Raw genomic sequence first — 16845 nt, forward strand, 5'->3', positions numbered from 1 at the left:
ACCTGGCTGTCAACAAACAAGGAGATACAGCATGAAATGTGGAATCAAAGCACTGTTAATTACGCTGGCTATTGCCACTACCGGGATGAGCGCGGGTGCGATGGCGTCGGCCCCCGCAGCCAAAACACAAGCTACGCAGAGCAAGTCTGACGCGGCAGCGCTGGCGCAAGGGCAAACCAAAGCGACAGACGCTGGTAAAAATGCGGATGATGACGGTACGCGGGTCAGTATCAATTCGGCCTCAGCGGAAGATCTCGCCCGCGCGATGAATGGCGTGGGCCTGAAAAAAGCGCAGGCCATCGTCAGCTACCGTGAAGAGTATGGTCCTTTCAAAACGGTCGACGATCTCAAGCAGGTGCCGGGCATGGGCAGCGCGCTGGTTGAGCGCAACCTCTCACACCTGACGTTGTAATTACGCAATTTCTTGCACTGCGGCAAATTTTTGCCAGGATAAAGAGGTCATACCAGTTATGACCTCTCTTCCTACAATAACAGTAAAGGCTATTGCGCTATGCAGACAAAAATCAAAGTACGCGGTTTTCATCTCGACGTTTATCAGCATGTGAACAATGCTCGCTATCTTGAGTTTCTTGAAGAAGCGCGCTGGGACGGGCTGGAAAACAGCGAAAGCTTTCAGTGGCTGACCGCGCACAACATCGCGTTTGTGGTCGTCAATATCAACATCAACTACCGCCGTCCGGCCGTGCTGGGTGATGTGCTCACGGTTACCAGCCAGGTGCAACAGATCAATGGCAAAAGTGGCGTATTAAGCCAGATGGTGACGCTCGATCCAGAAGGGCAGATGGTCGCAGATGCGTTGATCACGTTTGTCTGTATCGATTTGAAAACGCAGAAAGCGCTGCCGCTGGAAGGGGAACTGCGGGAAAAGCTGGAGTTGATGATCGTGTAAGACATGTTAAGGCGTACTCGTGCTGTCGACACTTGTTTGCGACAGCACGGTCAAGTAGCCCTATTTAAGACCGGTCTTTTTCTGCATCGCGGCCATCACGCCGGATTTATCGGCAAGATAGTGGTTCAGCCCGTTAGCGCGTAGATTACAGGCCGCACACTGGCCGCAACCGTCGCCTTTGATGCCGTTATAGCAGGTGAGCGTTTCGCTGCGAACAAGGTCCAGCTTGCCCCAGTAGTCCGCCAGCGCCCAGGTTTCGGCTTTATCCAGCCACATGAGCGGAGTTTCAAAGCGCGTCTCTTTCGCCATCCCCAGATTGACGGCGTGGTTTAATGCTTTTACGAACTCATCACGACAGTCCGGGTAGCCGGAGAAGTCGGTCTCGCACACGCCCGTGATCACCGCTTCGGCTTTTACCTGATAGGCGTAGATCGCCGTCAGGGTCAGGAAGAGGATATTACGGCCCGGCACGAAGGTATTCGGAATGCCGCTGGCATCGGGTTCGTAGTCAGGTACAGGAATACTGTCTCGGGTGAGGCTGCTCACGGCCAGTTCATTTAACAGCGTAACGTCCAGCACCTTGTGCGCGCGTGCGCCCAGTTTCAGGGCTAGTTCACGAGCAACGTCGATTTCAGCGCGATGACGCTGACCATAATCGAAAGTGACACAGTGAACTTCATCGTACTGATGAAGGGCCTGGACCAGGCAGGTAGTAGAGTCTTGTCCTCCGCTGAACACGACGACGGCACGTTTCATAAATCATCTCGACTGTTACGGTAAAAACGTTATGTTACCGTCTGACCACGACGGCGACCAGCTTCTTCACGATTTGGGCGCGGGCAGCCAGGCTTCTGTAAAGTCAAACCAGCCGCGGGTATTGAGGCGTATACCATTCACGCCAGGCGGAGCACTGATTTGGTATTGATAATTAAAGAGTGGCGTCAGCACCGCACTCTCCATTAACCGGTTGAAGATGGCTTGCAGTCCCGCGTGTCTATCCCGAGCCTCGGCCTGAGTCTGTACCGCATCCAGCGTCGCTTGCAGGTGGGCGTAAGCCGGTGCGCTAAGAACGTGCGGCCAGAGGGCATCGCAGCGCAGCCACTGTTCAAGCGTATATTCCGGCGCTTCACCAATCAGCCTGTCCCCCATCATGATGTCTGCATCGGCAAGCTCCAGGCATCCGTCCCACGTCTTGGCGTCGTGAAAGATGACGGTCAGTTGACACCCCTGTAGCGCCAGGTATGCCTTCAACTGGCTGGCCATGGTGTGAAGCTCAACAGGGAGATGGTAAACCAGCGTCAACGCTTCAGGGAGGGTTACGTCCGATAAATCAGGCCATTCGGGGATTGTCCAGTCGGGAAGCAGTTCCTGGGTGGGCGTGATGAGCCCTTCATTTAGCGGAAGTGTGTGTAGAAGCCTGGAGAGATGAATGATATTGATAAGCCGTTTTGCCTGGATCTCACTCAGGCGCGCGCTTTGTTTAAGCGTGAGGTAACAGAACCCCAGGCTGGTGCTGCTGCTTACCAGCCGCAGACTTTCCAGCTCGTCAGCCTCGCCGATCGCGATTTGCACCGGGTGGCGACAGCTGGTGCCCAGGCTGTAATCAAAAAGCTGGGGAGTAATCCAGTATTCGATGGCTTTGAGCAGCGGATGGCTCAGGTGATACTGCTCATGGCTTTCCAGACGAACCAGGTCGGGCTCAAAGGCAGCCAGCCGAAACGGGCCACTGCCAACCGCAGGATGGTCGGGATGCGCCAGACGGCTACAGTAGGTTGCCAGCCTGTGCGGTAGCCAGTAGTCCGGTTGATGCAGCGTAAACGTCAGACACTGTGGATGCGATGTTTCAATACATAAGACGCTCTGAAACAGAGTGCGCAGGGCGGGAAGCGTCAACAGCGCTGTCAGACTTCGCTGGAGTTGCGCCGTTTCTATTTTATCGCCGTTATGCCAGTGCAGGGTGGAGCGAATGTAGAAATGCCAGCGCAGGCCGTCAGCAGAGACATCCCAGTGATGCGCCAGATCGCCCGTAGGTTCACTGCTGTTACCGTTAAAACGCGTCAGGCCTGAGAAGACCTGTCCCGCCAGATGCTGCTCTGCCCGGCCCGGTAAAAACCCCGGCTGAAGCGGCTCCAGCGAGCGATAGTAGGGGATGCGTAGCGTCGGCGTGTCGTTTTGCCACTGCCCGCCCAAAAAAGGATGCAGCAATGACCGCAGCGCTTCAGGGGCAAGCTGGGCCAGTTCCAGCGCGTTATGCTGCTGCCCGCTTTTCAGCGCTTCTTCCATCATCGCATTGCGCAGTGACTCCGGGGCGACATGGAACGTTAGCTCACCGCGCTTACCGCGGCCAGACTGCGATCGCCAGCTGAGCCAGCCCGCCTCCTGGGCCTGGCGCAGCAGGGTTCGGACATGCCGCTCGCTACAAAAACAGCGGGCGGCCAGCTCGCTGATGGTGACCTGTTGCGTTGCACCCTGAGAAGGCTGCCAGAGGCGGTGATACTGGTTGAGTCGATTGAGCTGGCGCATAAGAAACCCGGAACAATAATTTTCATCTATTCACTATTACTTCCGTATATCTCACACGATACTGTTGCACAAGTTAACCGCATCACATTTCGGGAGTAATCATGGCTCGGCTCGCTGCATTTGATATGGACGGTACGCTGTTAATGCCGGATCACCGTTTAGGGGAAAAAACCCTGAACACGCTGAAGCGTCTGCGCGAGCGTGATGTCACCCTGACGTTTGCCACTGGCCGCCATGTGCTGGAGATGCGCCACCTGCTGGGCGCGTTTTCCCTCGACGCCTTTCTAATTACCGGCAACGGGACGCGAATTCACTCCGTAGAAGGGGATGTGCTGCACCGGCAGGATCTCAACCCGGAAGTGGCGGACATCGTGCTGCACAGCACCTGGAACACGCAGGCCAGTATCCACGTCTTTAACGATCGGGGCTGGTTTACCGGACGTGAAATTCCTGAACTGCTGCACGCGCATGTATACAGCGGTTTCAAATATCAGCTTATCGATCTGCGTCGGATCCCCGCTCATGCGGTAACCAAGATCTGCTTCTGCGGCGATCATGACGATCTGTGCCGTTTAAGGATTCAGCTGAATGAGGCGCTGGGTGACCGGGCGCACCTTACTTTCTCGGCGGTGGATTGTCTGGAAGTGCTGCCGGTGGGTTGTAACAAAGGCTCCGCTCTGGCGGTACTCAGCGACCACCTGGGCTTAACGCTGCAGGAGTGTATGGCGTTTGGTGACGCCATGAACGACCGCGAAATGCTGGGTAGCGTAGGTCGCGGTCTGATCATGGGGAATGCGATGGCGCAGCTGAAAGCAGAACTTCCCCATCTGCCGGTTATTGGCCACTGCCGCAATGAAGCAGTGTCCCATTTTTTGACGCATTGGCTGGACAACAATAATCTCCCGTATTCCCCCGAATAGTGAGACCCTTCCAGCAAGCCAGACTTCGGTCTGGCTTTTTTTATTTCACCAGGTCTGCAATCTGCGCTTTCCACGGGGCGATATCGCCGATGTTGGCCTGCACCCACTCCGCGTTGTAGTAGGTATCGAGATAACGCTCGCCGCTGTCGCACAGCAGCGTGACGATGGAACCGGTACGGCCCTCTTCGCGCATACGGGCGGCAAGCTGCAGTGCGCCCCACATATTTGTACCCGTCGATGCGCCCACTTTGCGGCCCAGCTGCGTTTCCAGCCAGTGCGCCGTTGCCACGCTTGCGGCATCCGGCACGCGCATCATCTCATCCACAACGTCGGGGATGAAAGAGGGCTCCACGCGCGGGCGGCCAATCCCTTCAATTTTACTGCCCACCGGGCTGCGCAGCTCCGCATTGCGGTTTTGCCAGTAGTCGAGGAATACGGAGTTCTGCGGGTCAACCACCATCAGTTGGGTATCGTAGCCCTGACAGCGGATATAGCGTCCAATCGTGGCTGACGTGCCGCCGGTACCGGCGCTCATGACGATACAGGACGGAACCGGATGCGGTTCGTGGGTCATCTGGCGGAAAATACTGTCGGCAATGTTGTTATTGCCGCGCCAGTCCGTCGCGCGCTCGGCGAAGGTGAACTGGTCCATGTAGTGGCCGTTCAGCTCGCGGGCCAGCATTTCGGAGGCGGCGTAGATTTCGCAGGCGCTTTCCACAAAGTGGCAGCGTCCGCCGTAAAATTCGATCTGTTCGATTTTGCGTTTTGCGGTGCAGGACGGCATTACCGCGATAAACGGCAGGCCCAGCAGGCGGGCGAAATAGGCTTCGGACACCGCCGTTGAACCGGACGAAGATTCAATAATAGTGGTGCCTTCTTTAATCCAGCCGTTACATAAACCGTATAAAAACAGCGAGCGCGCCAGGCGATGCTTCAGGCTACCGGTGGGATGGGTGCTTTCATCCTTCAGATAGAGCTGAATGCCGTCAAATCCCGGCAGGGAAAGACGAATCAGGTGCGTATCCGCCGAGCGCTGATAGTCGGCATTGATTTCGCTGATCGCATGTTTAACCCAGGTGCTATTCATCATCGTTATCCGTTTGTCATTTTGTGCCTAGGATAGCGAAAAGCACAGAAAAAATTGTTGCTATCTGGCCTTTAAAATAGAATGAAGAGAGAAAAATTTTCTCTGTGAGGTGGGTATGCTAGATAAAATTGACCGCAAGCTCCTTTCATTGCTGCAAAGTGACTGTACCCTCTCTTTGCAGGCGCTGGCAGATGCCGTTAATCTGACCACCACTCCGTGCTGGAAGCGCCTAAAGAAGCTGGAAGATGACGGCATTCTTCTGGGGCGCGTCGCGTTGTTAGATCCCGAAAAGCTGGGGCTTGGGCTGACGGCATTTGTGCTGATAAAAACCCAGCATCACAGCAGCGAGTGGTATTGCCGCTTCGTTACTCAGGTGTCTGAGATGCCCGAGGTGCTCGGTTTCTGGCGTATGGCCGGAGAGTATGATTACCTGATGCGCGTCCAGGTGGCCGACATGAAGCGCTATGATGATTTCTACAAGCGGCTGGTGAACAGCGTACCGGGTTTGTCGGACGTCACCTCAAGCTTCGCCATGGAACAGATTAAATACACCACAGCATTACCCATTGAATAACTTCGTAAAATACCTTCAGGAACAAACCGCGTGCGATTATTTGCCCAATTAAGCTGGTACTTTCGTCGGGAGTGGCAACGCTACCTCGGTGCAGTCGCCCTGCTTATTATTATTGCCATCCTGCAGCTGATCCCGCCGAAAGTGGTGGGGTACGTCGTGGATGGCGTCACCGAACAGCATTACACCACCGCACGGGTGTTGATGTGGGTCGGCACGCTGGTGCTGACTGCCGTCATTGTTTATCTGCTGCGCTACGTCTGGCGCGTGCTGCTGTTTGGTGCGTCCTATCAGCTGGCCGTTGAGCTGCGTGAAGATTTTTACCGCCAGCTGAGCCGACAGCATCCCGAATTTTATCTGCGTCATCGCACCGGGGATCTCATCGCCCGCGCGACAAACGACGTCGATCGCGTGGTCTTTGCCGCCGGGGAAGGGGTGCTGACGCTGGTGGACTCGCTGGTGATGGGATGTGCGGTGCTGATCGTGATGTCCACGCAGATCAGCTGGCAGCTAACCCTGCTCGCCCTGCTGCCGATGCCGATCATGGCGCTGGCGATCAATCGCTATGGTGAACAGCTGCACGAGCGCTTCAAGCTGGCGCAGGCGGCGTTTTCATCTCTGAACGATCGCACCCAGGAGAGCATGACCAGCATCCGCATGATCAAAGCGTTTGGTCTGGAAGACCGACAGTCTGCGCTGTTTGCCGCCGATGCGGCAGACACGGGGGCGAAAAACATGCGCGTCGCGCGTATCGACGCCCGCTTTGACCCGACGATTTATATCGCAATCGGCATGGCAAATATGCTGGCCATTGGCGGCGGAAGCTGGATGGTGGTGCAGGGCACGCTTACCCTGGGGCAATTGACCAGCTTTGCGATGTATCTGGGTCTCATGATCTGGCCGATGCTGGCGCTGGCCTGGATGTTTAACATCGTGGAGCGCGGCAGCGCCGCCTACAGCCGCATTCGCGCCATGTTGGCCGAAGCGCCGGTTGTCATTGACGGTAGCGAAACCGTACCGGAAGGGCGCGGCGTCATGACCGTCGACGTCCGCAAGTTTGTCTACCCGCATACGGAGCATCCGGTGCTGGAGAACGTCAGCTTTACCCTGCAGCCAGGGCAGATGCTGGGCATCTGCGGCCCGACGGGATCCGGCAAAAGTACCGTGCTCTCTCTGCTTCAGCGCCACTTTGACGTCACCGAGGGCGATATCCGCTTTCACGATATTCCCCTGACCAGACTGCAGCTGGACGAGTGGCGCGGTCGCCTGGCGGTCGTCAGCCAGACGCCGTTTTTATTTTCGGACACCGTGGCGAACAACATTGCCCTGGGGCGCCCTGGGGCGACGCAGGAAGAAATTGAACATGTGGCACGTCTGGCCAGCGTTCATGATGATATTTTGCGTCTGCCGCAGGGGTACGAAACGGAAGTCGGGGAACGTGGCGTCATGCTGTCCGGCGGGCAAAAGCAGCGTATCTCGATTGCCCGCGCGCTGCTGCTGAATGCTGAAATCCTGATCCTGGATGATGCGCTTTCCGCCGTGGACGGCCGTACCGAGCATCAAATTCTGCATAATCTGCGCCAGTGGGGCGACGGCCGCACGGTGATTATCTGCGCCCACCGTTTGTCAGCGCTCACTGAGGCCAGCGAAATTCTGGTCTTACAGCACGGGCACATTGCCCAGCGCGGGCAGCATGAAGCGCTTGTCGATCAGCCGGGCTGGTATCGCGATATGTACCGCTATCAACAGCTTGAGGCGGCGCTGGACGATGCGCCGGAGCAGGATGAGGAGGCCGCCAATGCGTAAGCTCGGAACGATGTGGCCGACGCTCAAGCGTCTGCTGGCCTACGGCTCGCCGTGGCGTAAACCGCTCTCTGTGGCCGTGCTTCTACTCTGGATTGCGGCGATTGCTGAAGTGAGCGGTCCGCTGCTCATCAGCTATTTTATCGACAACATGGTCGCCAAAAGCTACCTTCCGCTGGGGCTGGTGGCGGGCTTAGGCGTGGCCTACGTTGGCCTGCAGCTGGCGGCGGCAGGGCTGCACTATGCGCAGTCGCTGCTGTTTAACCGTGCAGCAGTGGGCGTTGTTCAGCAGCTGCGTACGGATGTGATGGACGCGGCGCTTCGCCAGCCGCTTAGCGAGTTTGATATCCAGCCGGTCGGGCAGGTGATTTCGCGCGTGACCAACGATACCGAGGTGATCCGCGATCTGTACGTTACCGTGGTCGCGACGGTGTTACGCAGCGCGGCGCTGATTGGCGCGATGCTGGTGGCGATGTTCAGCCTCGACTGGCGCATGGCGCTGGTGGCGATCGCCATCTTCCCGGCGGTGCTGATTGTCATGGTCATTTACCAGCGCTACAGCACGCCGATCGTGCGTCGGGTGCGTGCTTATCTGGCCGACATCAACGATGGCTTCAACGAAGTGATCAACGGCATGAGCGTCATCCAGCAGTTCCGCCAGCAGGCGCGCTTTGGCGAACGCATGGGGGAAGCCAGCCGTTCGCACTACATGGCCCGTATGCAGACGCTGCGGCTTGATGGTTTCCTGCTGCGTCCGCTGCTGAGCCTTTTCTCGGCGCTGGTGCTTTGCGGGCTGCTGATGCTCTTCGGGCTGAGCTCAAACGGTACGATTGAAGTGGGCGTGCTGTACGCCTTTATCAGCTATCTCGGGCGTCTTAACGAGCCGCTGATCGAGCTTACCACCCAGCAATCGATGCTGCAGCAGGCCGTTGTCGCCGGTGAGCGCGTGTTTGAGCTGATGGACAGGCCGCGCCAGGCCTACGGCAATGACGAGCGACCTCTGCAAAGCGGGACTATCGCCTTTGATAACGTCTCGTTTGCCTATCGTGAAGACCGGCTGGTGCTGCAGGACATCACGCTTGACGTTCCGTCGCGCGGTTTCGTGGCGCTGGTGGGGCATACCGGCAGCGGTAAGAGCACGCTTGCCAGCCTGTTGATGGGCTATTACCCGGTCACGCACGGCGAAATCCGCCTCGACGGGCGCCCGCTCGCGTCTCTCAGCCACACCGTGTTGCGTAAAGGCGTCGCGATGGTGCAGCAGGATCCGGTCGTGCTGGCCGATACCTTCTATGCCAACGTGACCCTGGGGCGAGACTACTCGCAGGAGCAGGTCTGGGACGTGCTGGAAAAAGTGCAGCTGGCAGAGCTGGCGCGCGGGTTTAGCGATGGGATCAATACCAAACTGGGCGAGCAGGGGAACAATCTCTCCGTCGGGCAAAAGCAGCTCCTGGCGCTGGCGCGGGTACTGATTGAAACGCCGCAGATTCTGATTCTGGATGAAGCCACGGCCAGTATTGACTCCGGTACCGAGCAGGCCATTCAGCAGGCGCTGGCCGCGGTACGCGACCATACAACGCTGGTGGTGATTGCCCACCGTCTTTCCACCATCGTCGATGCCGATACCATTCTGGTGCTACATCGCGGACAGGCCGTTGAACGCGGTACGCACCGTGAACTGCTGGAAGCAAAAGGGCGCTACTGGCAGATGTACCAGCTGCAGCTGGCGGGCGAAGAGCTGGCGGCCAGCGTGCGTGATGAAGAGTCGCTTAGCGCCTGATGCACCAAAATGAGGCGACGCGCTAACAGTCATTCCTGTTGGTGCAAAACTGAAACGCACCGTGCACCGGCATGGTGCGTTTTTTTTCGCCTGTTCGTTTATTACGGCCGCGTAATGCTCTGTGCGCCGCCGTTCCCCCTCGTTTTCATTTCTGGCACACCCCTTGCAGTACCTTCTGCGTAAGCTGCGGCCATTACCGAATTCTGACTGGAGGGGATCTATGAAGCTGGTTACGGTTGTAATCAAACCATTCAAACTCGAAGACGTGCGTGAAGCGTTGTCTTCAATGGGTATTCAGGGACTGACTGTCACCGAAGTGAAAGGCTTTGGTCGTCAGAAGGGTCATGCCGAGCTTTATCGCGGGGCGGAATACAGCGTTAACTTTCTGCCAAAAGTAAAAATTGATGTCGCGATTGCTGACGATCAGCTTGATGAAGTCATTGATGTCATTAGCAAAGCGGCCTATACCGGCAAAATTGGCGACGGCAAAATTTTCGTTGCCGAACTGCAGCGCGTCATTCGCATCCGTACCGGCGAATCTGACGAAGCGGCATTGTAAATAACGCCTGGCACACAGTGATAGGGATCGAGAAAATGAAGATAGCAACACTTAAAACGGGTCTGGGTTCGCTGGCGCTGCTGCCGGGCCTGGCGCTGGCTGCTACCCCTGCGGTGGTCGACAAAGCCGATAACGCCTTTATGATGATCAGCACCGCACTGGTGCTGTTCATGTCAATTCCGGGCATTGCGCTATTCTACGGCGGCCTGATCCGTGGCAAAAACGTTCTCTCCATGCTGACGCAGGTTGCCGTGACGTTCGCACTGGTCTGCGTGCTGTGGGTGGTTTACGGTTACTCGCTGGCGTTCGGTACGGGCAACGCGTTCTTTGGTAACTTCGACTGGGTGATGCTGAAAAATATTGAGCTGACCGCGCTGATGGGCAGTTTCTATCAGTACATCCACGTTGCGTTCCAGGGCTCCTTCGCCTGTATTACCGTCGGGCTGATTGTGGGCGCGCTCGCCGAGCGTATTCGCTTCTCTGCCGTGCTGATCTTCGTAGTGGTCTGGATGACGCTCTCCTATGTGCCGATTGCGCACATGGTCTGGGGTGGCGGTCTGCTGGCAACGCACGGCGCGCTGGACTTCGCGGGCGGTACCGTTGTACACATCAACGCCGCGGTAGCGGGTCTGGTGGGTGCTTACCTGATTGGCAAACGCGTGGGCTTCGGTAAAGAAGCGTTTAAACCGCACAACCTGCCGATGGTGTTTACCGGTACGGCTATCCTCTACTTTGGCTGGTTTGGCTTCAACGCCGGCTCGGCAAGTGCAGCAAACGAAATCGCCGCGCTGGCCTTCGTGAACACCGTTGTGGCGACGGCGGGTGCAATCCTCTCCTGGGTGTTTGGCGAGTGGGCGGTACGCGGTAAACCTTCTTTGCTGGGTGCCTGTTCGGGTGCCATTGCCGGTCTGGTTGGCATTACGCCAGCGTGTGGTTATGTCGGCGTGGGTGGCGCGCTGCTGGTCGGCCTGGTGTCCGGTTTGGCGGGTCTGTGGGGCGTGACCGCACTGAAACGTGTGCTGCGCGTTGATGACCCATGCGATGTGTTTGGCGTGCACGGCGTGTGCGGCATCGTGGGTTGTATCATGACCGGTATCTTTGCCGCGAAGTCGCTCGGTGGCGTGGGCTACGCAGAAGGCGTGACCATGGTTCATCAGGTGCTGGTGCAGCTGGAAAGTATTGCTATCACCGTTGTCTGGTCTGCCGTTGTGGCCTTCATTGGCTATAAGCTGGCGGATATGACGGTGGGTCTACGCGTACCGGAAGAGCAGGAGCGCGAAGGTCTGGACGTCAACAGCCACGGCGAGAATGCGTATAACGCATAATAAACAGCAAAACGGCAACCCAGGTTGCCGTTTTTAATGTGTATTCCCTCTCCCCGTGGGAGAGGGTCAGGGTGAGGGCATCAGGCCGCACAAGGCAAAAGCAAAACGGCAACTTCGGTTGCCGTTTTTATTGTGTATTCCCTCTCCCGGTGGGAGAGGGTCTGGGTGAGGGCATCAGGCCGTACACAATCACCCGCGATTACGCATTACCCCTTCCTGCACCGTAGAAGCGACCAGCACGCCGTCCTGAGTATAAAACTCCCCGCGCACAAACCCGCGCGCGCTCGACGCTGACGTACTCTCCACGCTGTAAAGCAGCCACTCATTCATGTTGAACGGACGGTGGAACCACATGGAGTGATCGATCGTCGCGACCTGCATCCCTTTTTCAAGGAACCCGACACCGTGCGGCTGCAGCGCCACCGGCAGGAAGTTGAAATCTGACGCATAGCCGAGCAGATACTGATGCACGCGGAAATCTTCCGGTACGGTCCCGTTGGCACGGATCCAGACCTGGCGTTTCGGCTCGGCGGTATGGCCTTTCATCGGGTTGTGGAACTCAACCGGGCGGATCTCCAGAGGCTTATCACAGAGAAATTTCTCTTTGACCTGCGGCGGAAGCAGATGCGCCAGCGCGCGGGCGATATCCGTCTCTGATTTTAAAGAGTCGGGCGACGGAGCCGGGGGCATCACTTTTTGATGCTCGTAGCCGGGTTCCGGCGCCTGGAAAGAGGCGGTCATGTAAAAGATCGGCTTGCCGTTTTGAATGGCCGCTACGCGGCGTGCGCTGAAGCTGTTGCCGTCTCGCAGGACTTCAACGTCATATACAATCGGTTTTGCGCTATCGCCAGGGCGTAAGAAGTAGCTGTGGAATGAATGCACCAGACGGTCTGCCGGGACAGTCTCCTTTGCGGCGTACAGTGCCTGTCCGACGACTTGCCCCCCGAAGACCTGGCGTAAGCCGAGATCTTCGCTCTGTCCGCGAAAGAGTCCTTCCTCAATTTTTTCCAGATTCAGTAATGTCAGCAGATTGTTCAGTGCCTGACTCATAGTTGTCCTCAATAAACGCCGTAGCGAAAGATAGGCAGAGTATAACGCAGAAATGAAAGTGGTCCGATGGGTAGAATAATCTGAATATCGGCACGTTTTCAGGCATAAATCGGTGATCTGTGCCACACTTGAATACGTTATGTGATTGAAACGACATCGGATGGGATCGATCCCGCTGGTGCATTGATAAGGAGACTTCAATGAAACTCGTGCCCATGCTAAGTGGTGTAGCTATTGCGGTGGCGTTGTCCGCCTGTGCCGGTAAGAGTGCCCAGGTGCCGGTACCAGCAGCAGATCCGAACGGGATTAATACCCTTTCGCAGCAATCCATTCAGCAGCCTAATGTTTCCGGTACCATCTGGATTAAACAGAAAGTGGCGTTGCCCCCGGATGCGGTATTAACCGTGACGCTGTCTGATGCTTCTCTGGCCGACGCGCCGTCGAAAGTCGTTGCCCAGCGTGCCGTTCGTACTGAAGGTAAGCAGGCGCCGTTTAGCTTCGTGTTGCCGTATAACCCGTCGGACGTGCAGCCTAACGCCCGTATCCTGCTGAGCGCAGCGGTAACCATCAACGGCAAGCTGGTGTTTATTACCGATACGGTCCAGGAAGCGATCAACAACGGTGGGACAAAAATCGACCTGAACCTGGTGCCGGTGCAGCAGACCGAAGTGCCGGTTGCACCGCAGACCAATCAGCCGTCTCTGCCAACTCCACCGACTCAGATGTAATTTCTGCATTTCCCCTCTCCTCCGGGAGAGGGGTCAATACACCCAGCGAAACTTCTGCAAATCGATCTGACCCGACCCTGACACCTGCACACCCTCTGAAAGTAACGCCTGACGCTGACGCTGAAGATCCGGCCCGGTGAGTGAAATGGCGCCATGACGGTTCACCACCCGATGCCAGGGCAGCGTACTGCCTTCCGGCAGCCGTTTCAGGACGCCTCCAACCTGTCGCGCCGCGCGCGGGGAGCCGGCCAGACGCGCGACATCACCATAGGTGGTGACGTAGCCTTCCGGGATTGAGGCCACGATTTGCCATACGCGCTGTGGAAAGGAGTCGTGTTCGTCCATACCTTTACCTGTGGGGAGTTTCTGGAAAGCTATGGTAAACGAAGATCTTCATGATTGCTGCGCCTGTTTGCGCAAGAAACCAGCATCCGGTTGCTGGTCGCTTGCAATTGGGCTTTAGCACAGGGATAATGCGCCAGCGCGTTGGTTATCAACGCTCTCAATGGGGGCTCTGTTGGTTCTCCCGCAACGCTACTCTGTTCACCAGGTCAGGTCCGGAAGGAAGCAGCCAGGGCAGACGACGTGTGTGCCGGGATGTAGCTGGCAGGGCCCCCACCCATTTGTGGCCTCATAAGATTCTTCAGCTTCACCTCTCCCTTACATCATTACTCCACAATAAAACTACGCCTGTATCGTGTAATATATATTTCATTCTAATGAAATATTATTGTCATAAACCTGTAATAATAGACTGTCATTTTATAATCGGACGGTTATTTTCTTCCATAACTCAAAAAAATATATATCTGGATAACATTGTTAAGTTCGTGTATTAAATAAAGTACTTATTCCGAAGGGAAGTGACAAACATGGCTACAGCGGTATTAAACGTTAAGATTGATGACGCGCTAAAAGAAAGGCTTCGCCACTATGCGGAAGTAAATAACGAGAATTTAAGCGTGACGACAGAGAAACTGCTGCTGCTGGCGTTCGAAGCAGTAGAAGAGGCGGGAGTATCGGAAGAGGATATTGATAATCAGCATACGGAAGAAGAGAGTGTTTCTCCTTTTACTCCTAAAGAAATCAAGGCTCTACGTAAAATTCTGAAGAAGAGAAAATGAAACAACAACTGTCAACCGCCAGTGACTACAACGAGGCCTGCGATCTGTTGCGTTCAGGCTACGTGAAGCATGTACGTCTTGGCTGGAATGTTGGAAGCGATGAGTTCTTTCGAATTGCGTCTGACTGGTGTGATACCGGTGCAAAAATTAAGAAAGACGGTGATAACTTCGTTATTTCACTAAAAGGCTTTCCTATTCCTCCTCAGCATTAAACCCTGACCAGTGAAAACTGCTGACTGCATATGTTACAGTCAGCAGTTTTTATTTTATGATCTGCTTCAACTATTTTAATATTAGACCACGCTGCGTTTTAACGATGACACGTTTTTATTCAGGGCGAGCCATAACGGTTTGATCCTCAGCAACGCCTGCTCAAGCTCTGTCGATTCCAGCGAGAAGGGCATACGTAAATAGCGGTCAAACGCCCCCGATAAACCAAATCGCGTCCCGGTTCCCAGGTTAATCCCGATTATTTCTGCCCGTGCGGCAAGCTGTGTCGCCAGCATGCCCGGGAGCTCTATCCAGTAAGATAGCCCGCCTTCCGCCTCGTGGAATTTCCACTCCGGGAAATGTTCGCGCAGCAGGTCACCGCATCGATCGCGCCGTTCCGCCAGCATCTTCCGGCGTGCGGGCAGAAACGTCTCGCTGTTGTTAATGAGCCACTGCATTGCCAGCTGTTCGAGCAGCGGCGAGCCTAAATCCAGGGTATCCCGCGTCTGGGCAAGTGTGGCGATGATGCGCGATGAGGCGCGGATCCAGCCGAGACGCAGCCCGCCCCAGAAGCTTTTTCCGGCAGAGCCTAAGGTGATGACGGTGGCCTGCGGGTTAAAGGCGGCCAGCGGCGGCGGGGGAGGCGCATCAAACCAGAGATCCACCATCGTTTCATCCACCACCAGCGCCGTGCGGGTTTGGGCTGCAATATCCGTGATGGCCTGACGGGTGGCGATATCCATACAGCGCCCGGTCGGATTATGAAAATCTGGCATAAGGTAGGCCAGGCGCGGCGCCGTCTGGGCAAGCGTTGCGGCAAAGCCATCCGTATCCCAGCCGGTTTCCGGCAGCGACACCCCGACTGGCCGACACTGCGCCCCCTGAATGGCGGCAATCGCCAGCGGATAGGTGGGATGATCGACCACGACGCGATCCCCCGGCCCGGTCATCATCCGCAGTACCAGCGCAAAGCCGCTGACGGCACCATTGACCACCATCACTTCATCTGCGCGGGTGGGAAGGCCCCGCGCGGTATAGCGCGCAGCGATGGCCTCCCGCAGCGTCGGCAACCCAAGCTGATCGTAGCCCGTCAGCGAGAGATGCGGGGTAATGGCCGTGAGCGCATGGGCATAAGCCTGATGGATCTCCGGCCCGGCATTCAGGGCGGCAGTGGAGAGATCCAGTGCGGCGCTCGCCGCGGAAAGGGTGGGAACGGCGCGCGTGTCCGGGAGAATGACCCGCGACCCGCTGCCGTGGCGGCTTTCAAGGTACCCCTCTTCACGCAGGTGGGCTAGCGCGCTGCTGACGGTGGTTCGGCTCACGTCCAGCGCCGTGGCCAGCTCACGCTCGCCCGGCAGCCGCGTATTCAGTGCCAGACGTCCATCAAGGATTAACAGACGCAGCGCGTCGGCCAGCTGTCGCCAGAGCGGGGTGCGGGATGAGGCTTGCTGCCAGTGGCCTAAAAGGCGTACCAGAGACTGGCTTCCGAAGCGACGTGATGACATATGCAGTCCACTATTTGAAAACTGGACATTAATCATAGTGCCATTTTAGGTCAGGATGAAAGCCTGGTTCACTGGAGAAGATAAAAATGGTACGTCGTCTGCTACAACTCTATGTCGGTTTAGGACTGTATGGCCTTTCCACCGCGATGTTTATTCGTTCCGATTTGGGTGTCGATCCCTGGGATGTGTTTCACCTCGGGGTGGGGATGCAGCTGGGGATGACTATCGGGACGGTGATCATTGTGACCGGCGCTGCGGTGCTGCTGCTGTGGATCCCGCTGCGCCAGATGCCGGGCCTTGGCACGATCAGCAACGTGATTTGTATCGGTCTGGCGGCGGACGCCAGCATGGTGCTTATCCCGGAGCTGGATTCGTTACCCGTTCGAATTGCTTTCCTGGTGTCGGGCATCGTGATGAACGCGATTGCGACCAGCATGTACATCGGGGCCGGTTTCGGACCAGGCCCGCGCGACGGCCTGATGACCGGCATTCACGCCCGGCTGGGGTGGTCCATTCGCAGCGTGCGCACCTCAATTGAGGTGTCCGTACTGCTGATTGGGTGCGTGCTTGGCGGCACGTTTGGAGTGGGAACCGTACTGTATGCTCTGACCATTGGCCCGCTTATCCAGCTCTGCCTGCCCTGGTTCCGTCAGAAGCCACGCATTGCGGAAATACCCCAGCCGGAGCGGGTTGTGTAATTTTGCGAAGCGCTCACATGTTTTAACGGCGTCGCTGTGCCAGAATAGACGCTTC

The 16845-nt window shown here is 56.7% G+C and carries 18 protein-coding genes and 1 other RNA gene; 13 read left to right on the forward strand and 6 right to left on the reverse strand.

Going from position 1 to position 16845, the window contains the following annotated elements:
* Nucleotides 1-31: 31 nt before the first annotated feature.
* Together ACZ6J2_RS13195 and ACZ6J2_RS13200 are read left to right on the forward strand one after the other, a co-directional pair.
* Nucleotides 32-412, forward strand: coding sequence for a helix-hairpin-helix domain-containing protein (locus ACZ6J2_RS13195; RefSeq protein ID WP_471725909.1), 381 nt, complete (start codon nucleotides 32-34; stop codon nucleotides 410-412).
* 99 nt (nucleotides 413-511) lie between these two features.
* Nucleotides 512-910, forward strand: a complete 399-nt coding sequence (locus ACZ6J2_RS13200; RefSeq protein WP_471725910.1) for a YbgC/FadM family acyl-CoA thioesterase — start codon at nucleotides 512-514, stop codon at nucleotides 908-910.
* 60 nt (nucleotides 911-970) lie between these two features.
* Here the strand turns inward: ACZ6J2_RS13200 and queC are convergent, their stop codons facing one another.
* Both queC and ACZ6J2_RS13210 read right to left on the reverse strand, forming a co-directional pair.
* On the reverse strand, nucleotides 971-1666 hold the full coding sequence (gene queC / locus ACZ6J2_RS13205; RefSeq protein WP_023310577.1) for a 7-cyano-7-deazaguanine synthase QueC: 696 nt from the start codon (nucleotides 1664-1666) through the stop codon (nucleotides 971-973).
* 66 nt (nucleotides 1667-1732) lie between these two features.
* Nucleotides 1733-3433, reverse strand: a complete 1701-nt coding sequence (locus ACZ6J2_RS13210; RefSeq protein WP_471725911.1) for an SgrR family transcriptional regulator — start codon at nucleotides 3431-3433, stop codon at nucleotides 1733-1735.
* A gap of 101 nt (nucleotides 3434-3534) precedes the next feature.
* On the opposite strand from ACZ6J2_RS13210, the gene cof reads away from it, so the two are divergent.
* A complete protein-coding gene (gene cof, locus ACZ6J2_RS13215; protein WP_471725912.1) occupies nucleotides 3535-4353 on the forward strand; it encodes an HMP-PP phosphatase in 819 nt (272 codons plus the stop codon).
* A gap of 40 nt (nucleotides 4354-4393) precedes the next feature.
* Here the strand turns inward: cof and ACZ6J2_RS13220 are convergent, their stop codons facing one another.
* Nucleotides 4394-5443: a PLP-dependent cysteine synthase family protein gene (locus tag ACZ6J2_RS13220; RefSeq protein WP_233467333.1), complete on the reverse strand. Its 1050-nt coding sequence runs from the start codon at nucleotides 5441-5443 to the stop codon at nucleotides 4394-4396.
* A 112-nt stretch (nucleotides 5444-5555) separates the two neighbouring features.
* Between ACZ6J2_RS13220 and ACZ6J2_RS13225 the strand changes: the two genes are divergently transcribed.
* The 5 genes from ACZ6J2_RS13225 to amtB all read left to right on the forward strand — a co-directional run bounded on the left by ACZ6J2_RS13225 (nucleotide 5556) and on the right by amtB (nucleotide 11475).
* A complete protein-coding gene (locus tag ACZ6J2_RS13225; RefSeq protein ID WP_008503307.1) occupies nucleotides 5556-6014 on the forward strand; it encodes an Lrp/AsnC family transcriptional regulator in 459 nt (152 codons plus the stop codon).
* A 30-nt stretch (nucleotides 6015-6044) separates the two neighbouring features.
* Nucleotides 6045-7817 (forward strand): SmdA family multidrug ABC transporter permease/ATP-binding protein, encoded by a 1773-nt coding sequence (locus ACZ6J2_RS13230; RefSeq protein ID WP_471725913.1) that lies wholly within the window; start codon nucleotides 6045-6047, stop codon nucleotides 7815-7817.
* Nucleotides 7810-9591, forward strand: a complete 1782-nt coding sequence (locus ACZ6J2_RS13235) for a SmdB family multidrug efflux ABC transporter permease/ATP-binding protein (RefSeq protein ID WP_471725914.1) — start codon at nucleotides 7810-7812, stop codon at nucleotides 9589-9591. Before ACZ6J2_RS13230 ends, ACZ6J2_RS13235 begins: the two co-directional genes overlap by 8 nt.
* A gap of 220 nt (nucleotides 9592-9811) precedes the next feature.
* Nucleotides 9812-10150, forward strand: coding sequence for a P-II family nitrogen regulator (gene glnK, locus ACZ6J2_RS13240; RefSeq protein WP_008503304.1), 339 nt, complete (start codon nucleotides 9812-9814; stop codon nucleotides 10148-10150).
* Nucleotides 10151-10185: 35 nt separating this feature from the next.
* Nucleotides 10186-11475 (forward strand): ammonium transporter AmtB, encoded by a 1290-nt coding sequence (gene amtB, locus ACZ6J2_RS13245; protein ID WP_023310584.1) that lies wholly within the window; start codon nucleotides 10186-10188, stop codon nucleotides 11473-11475.
* 189 nt (nucleotides 11476-11664) lie between these two features.
* On the opposite strand, the gene tesB is transcribed toward amtB, so the two are convergent.
* Nucleotides 11665-12525, reverse strand: a complete 861-nt coding sequence (tesB, locus tag ACZ6J2_RS13250) for an acyl-CoA thioesterase II (RefSeq protein WP_023334719.1) — start codon at nucleotides 12523-12525, stop codon at nucleotides 11665-11667.
* Between the two features lie 200 nt (nucleotides 12526-12725).
* Here tesB and ACZ6J2_RS13255 point away from each other — a divergent pair, with 200 nt between their 5' ends.
* Nucleotides 12726-13253 carry a YbaY family lipoprotein gene (locus ACZ6J2_RS13255; RefSeq protein ID WP_008503301.1) on the forward strand — a complete coding sequence of 176 codons (528 nt, stop codon included), beginning with the start codon at nucleotides 12726-12728 and terminating at the stop codon, nucleotides 13251-13253.
* A 33-nt stretch (nucleotides 13254-13286) separates the two neighbouring features.
* Here ACZ6J2_RS13255 and ACZ6J2_RS13260 read toward each other — a convergent pair whose 3' ends face one another.
* Nucleotides 13287-13598: an MGMT family protein gene (locus ACZ6J2_RS13260; RefSeq protein ID WP_029741631.1), complete on the reverse strand. Its 312-nt coding sequence runs from the start codon at nucleotides 13596-13598 to the stop codon at nucleotides 13287-13289.
* A 170-nt stretch (nucleotides 13599-13768) separates the two neighbouring features.
* Between ACZ6J2_RS13260 and ffs the strand changes: the two genes are divergently transcribed.
* The 3 genes from ffs to ACZ6J2_RS13275 all read left to right on the forward strand — a co-directional run bounded on the left by ffs (nucleotide 13769) and on the right by ACZ6J2_RS13275 (nucleotide 14589).
* Nucleotides 13769-13865: signal recognition particle sRNA small type (gene ffs, locus ACZ6J2_RS13265), an RNA gene on the forward strand.
* A 260-nt stretch (nucleotides 13866-14125) separates the two neighbouring features.
* Nucleotides 14126-14377 (forward strand): hypothetical protein, encoded by a 252-nt coding sequence (locus tag ACZ6J2_RS13270; protein WP_029741630.1) that lies wholly within the window; start codon nucleotides 14126-14128, stop codon nucleotides 14375-14377.
* Nucleotides 14374-14589 carry a hypothetical protein gene (locus ACZ6J2_RS13275; protein ID WP_023310588.1) on the forward strand — a complete coding sequence of 72 codons (216 nt, stop codon included), beginning with the start codon at nucleotides 14374-14376 and terminating at the stop codon, nucleotides 14587-14589. The genes ACZ6J2_RS13270 and ACZ6J2_RS13275 overlap by 4 nt, the downstream gene beginning before the upstream one ends.
* Nucleotides 14590-14670: 81 nt before the next feature.
* Here ACZ6J2_RS13275 and yczR read toward each other — a convergent pair whose 3' ends face one another.
* Complete coding sequence (yczR, locus tag ACZ6J2_RS13280; protein ID WP_471725917.1) at nucleotides 14671-16092, reverse strand: MocR-like transcription factor YczR; 1422 nt, start codon at nucleotides 16090-16092, stop codon at nucleotides 14671-14673.
* Nucleotides 16093-16178: 86 nt separating this feature from the next.
* On the opposite strand from yczR, the gene yczE reads away from it, so the two are divergent.
* On the forward strand, nucleotides 16179-16790 hold the full coding sequence (gene yczE / locus ACZ6J2_RS13285; RefSeq protein WP_471725918.1) for a membrane protein YczE: 612 nt from the start codon (nucleotides 16179-16181) through the stop codon (nucleotides 16788-16790).
* The last annotated feature ends 55 nt before the right edge of the window (nucleotides 16791-16845 follow it).

Source organism: Enterobacter sp. E14S, assembly GCF_055666685.1.

Coding starts and splice junctions, on each gene's coding strand:
- ACZ6J2_RS13195 (WP_471725909.1), top strand. CDS start 32: ATGAAATGTGGAATCAAAGCACTGTTAATTACGCTGGCTATTGCCACT.
- ACZ6J2_RS13200 (WP_471725910.1), top strand. CDS start 512: ATGCAGACAAAAATCAAAGTACGCGGTTTTCATCTCGACGTTTATCAG.
- queC (WP_023310577.1), bottom strand. CDS start 1,666: ATGAAACGTGCCGTCGTCGTGTTCAGCGGAGGACAAGACTCTACTACC.
- ACZ6J2_RS13210 (WP_471725911.1), bottom strand. CDS start 3,433: ATGCGCCAGCTCAATCGACTCAACCAGTATCACCGCCTCTGGCAGCCT.
- cof (WP_471725912.1), top strand. CDS start 3,535: ATGGCTCGGCTCGCTGCATTTGATATGGACGGTACGCTGTTAATGCCG.
- ACZ6J2_RS13220 (WP_233467333.1), bottom strand. CDS start 5,443: ATGATGAATAGCACCTGGGTTAAACATGCGATCAGCGAAATCAATGCC.
- ACZ6J2_RS13225 (WP_008503307.1), top strand. CDS start 5,556: ATGCTAGATAAAATTGACCGCAAGCTCCTTTCATTGCTGCAAAGTGAC.
- ACZ6J2_RS13235 (WP_471725914.1), top strand. CDS start 7,810: ATGCGTAAGCTCGGAACGATGTGGCCGACGCTCAAGCGTCTGCTGGCC.
- glnK (WP_008503304.1), top strand. CDS start 9,812: ATGAAGCTGGTTACGGTTGTAATCAAACCATTCAAACTCGAAGACGTG.
- amtB (WP_023310584.1), top strand. CDS start 10,186: ATGAAGATAGCAACACTTAAAACGGGTCTGGGTTCGCTGGCGCTGCTG.
- tesB (WP_023334719.1), bottom strand. CDS start 12,525: ATGAGTCAGGCACTGAACAATCTGCTGACATTACTGAATCTGGAAAAA.
- ACZ6J2_RS13255 (WP_008503301.1), top strand. CDS start 12,726: ATGAAACTCGTGCCCATGCTAAGTGGTGTAGCTATTGCGGTGGCGTTG.
- ACZ6J2_RS13260 (WP_029741631.1), bottom strand. CDS start 13,598: ATGGACGAACACGACTCCTTTCCACAGCGCGTATGGCAAATCGTGGCC.
- ACZ6J2_RS13270 (WP_029741630.1), top strand. CDS start 14,126: ATGGCTACAGCGGTATTAAACGTTAAGATTGATGACGCGCTAAAAGAA.
- ACZ6J2_RS13275 (WP_023310588.1), top strand. CDS start 14,374: ATGAAACAACAACTGTCAACCGCCAGTGACTACAACGAGGCCTGCGAT.
- yczR (WP_471725917.1), bottom strand. CDS start 16,092: ATGTCATCACGTCGCTTCGGAAGCCAGTCTCTGGTACGCCTTTTAGGC.
- yczE (WP_471725918.1), top strand. CDS start 16,179: ATGGTACGTCGTCTGCTACAACTCTATGTCGGTTTAGGACTGTATGGC.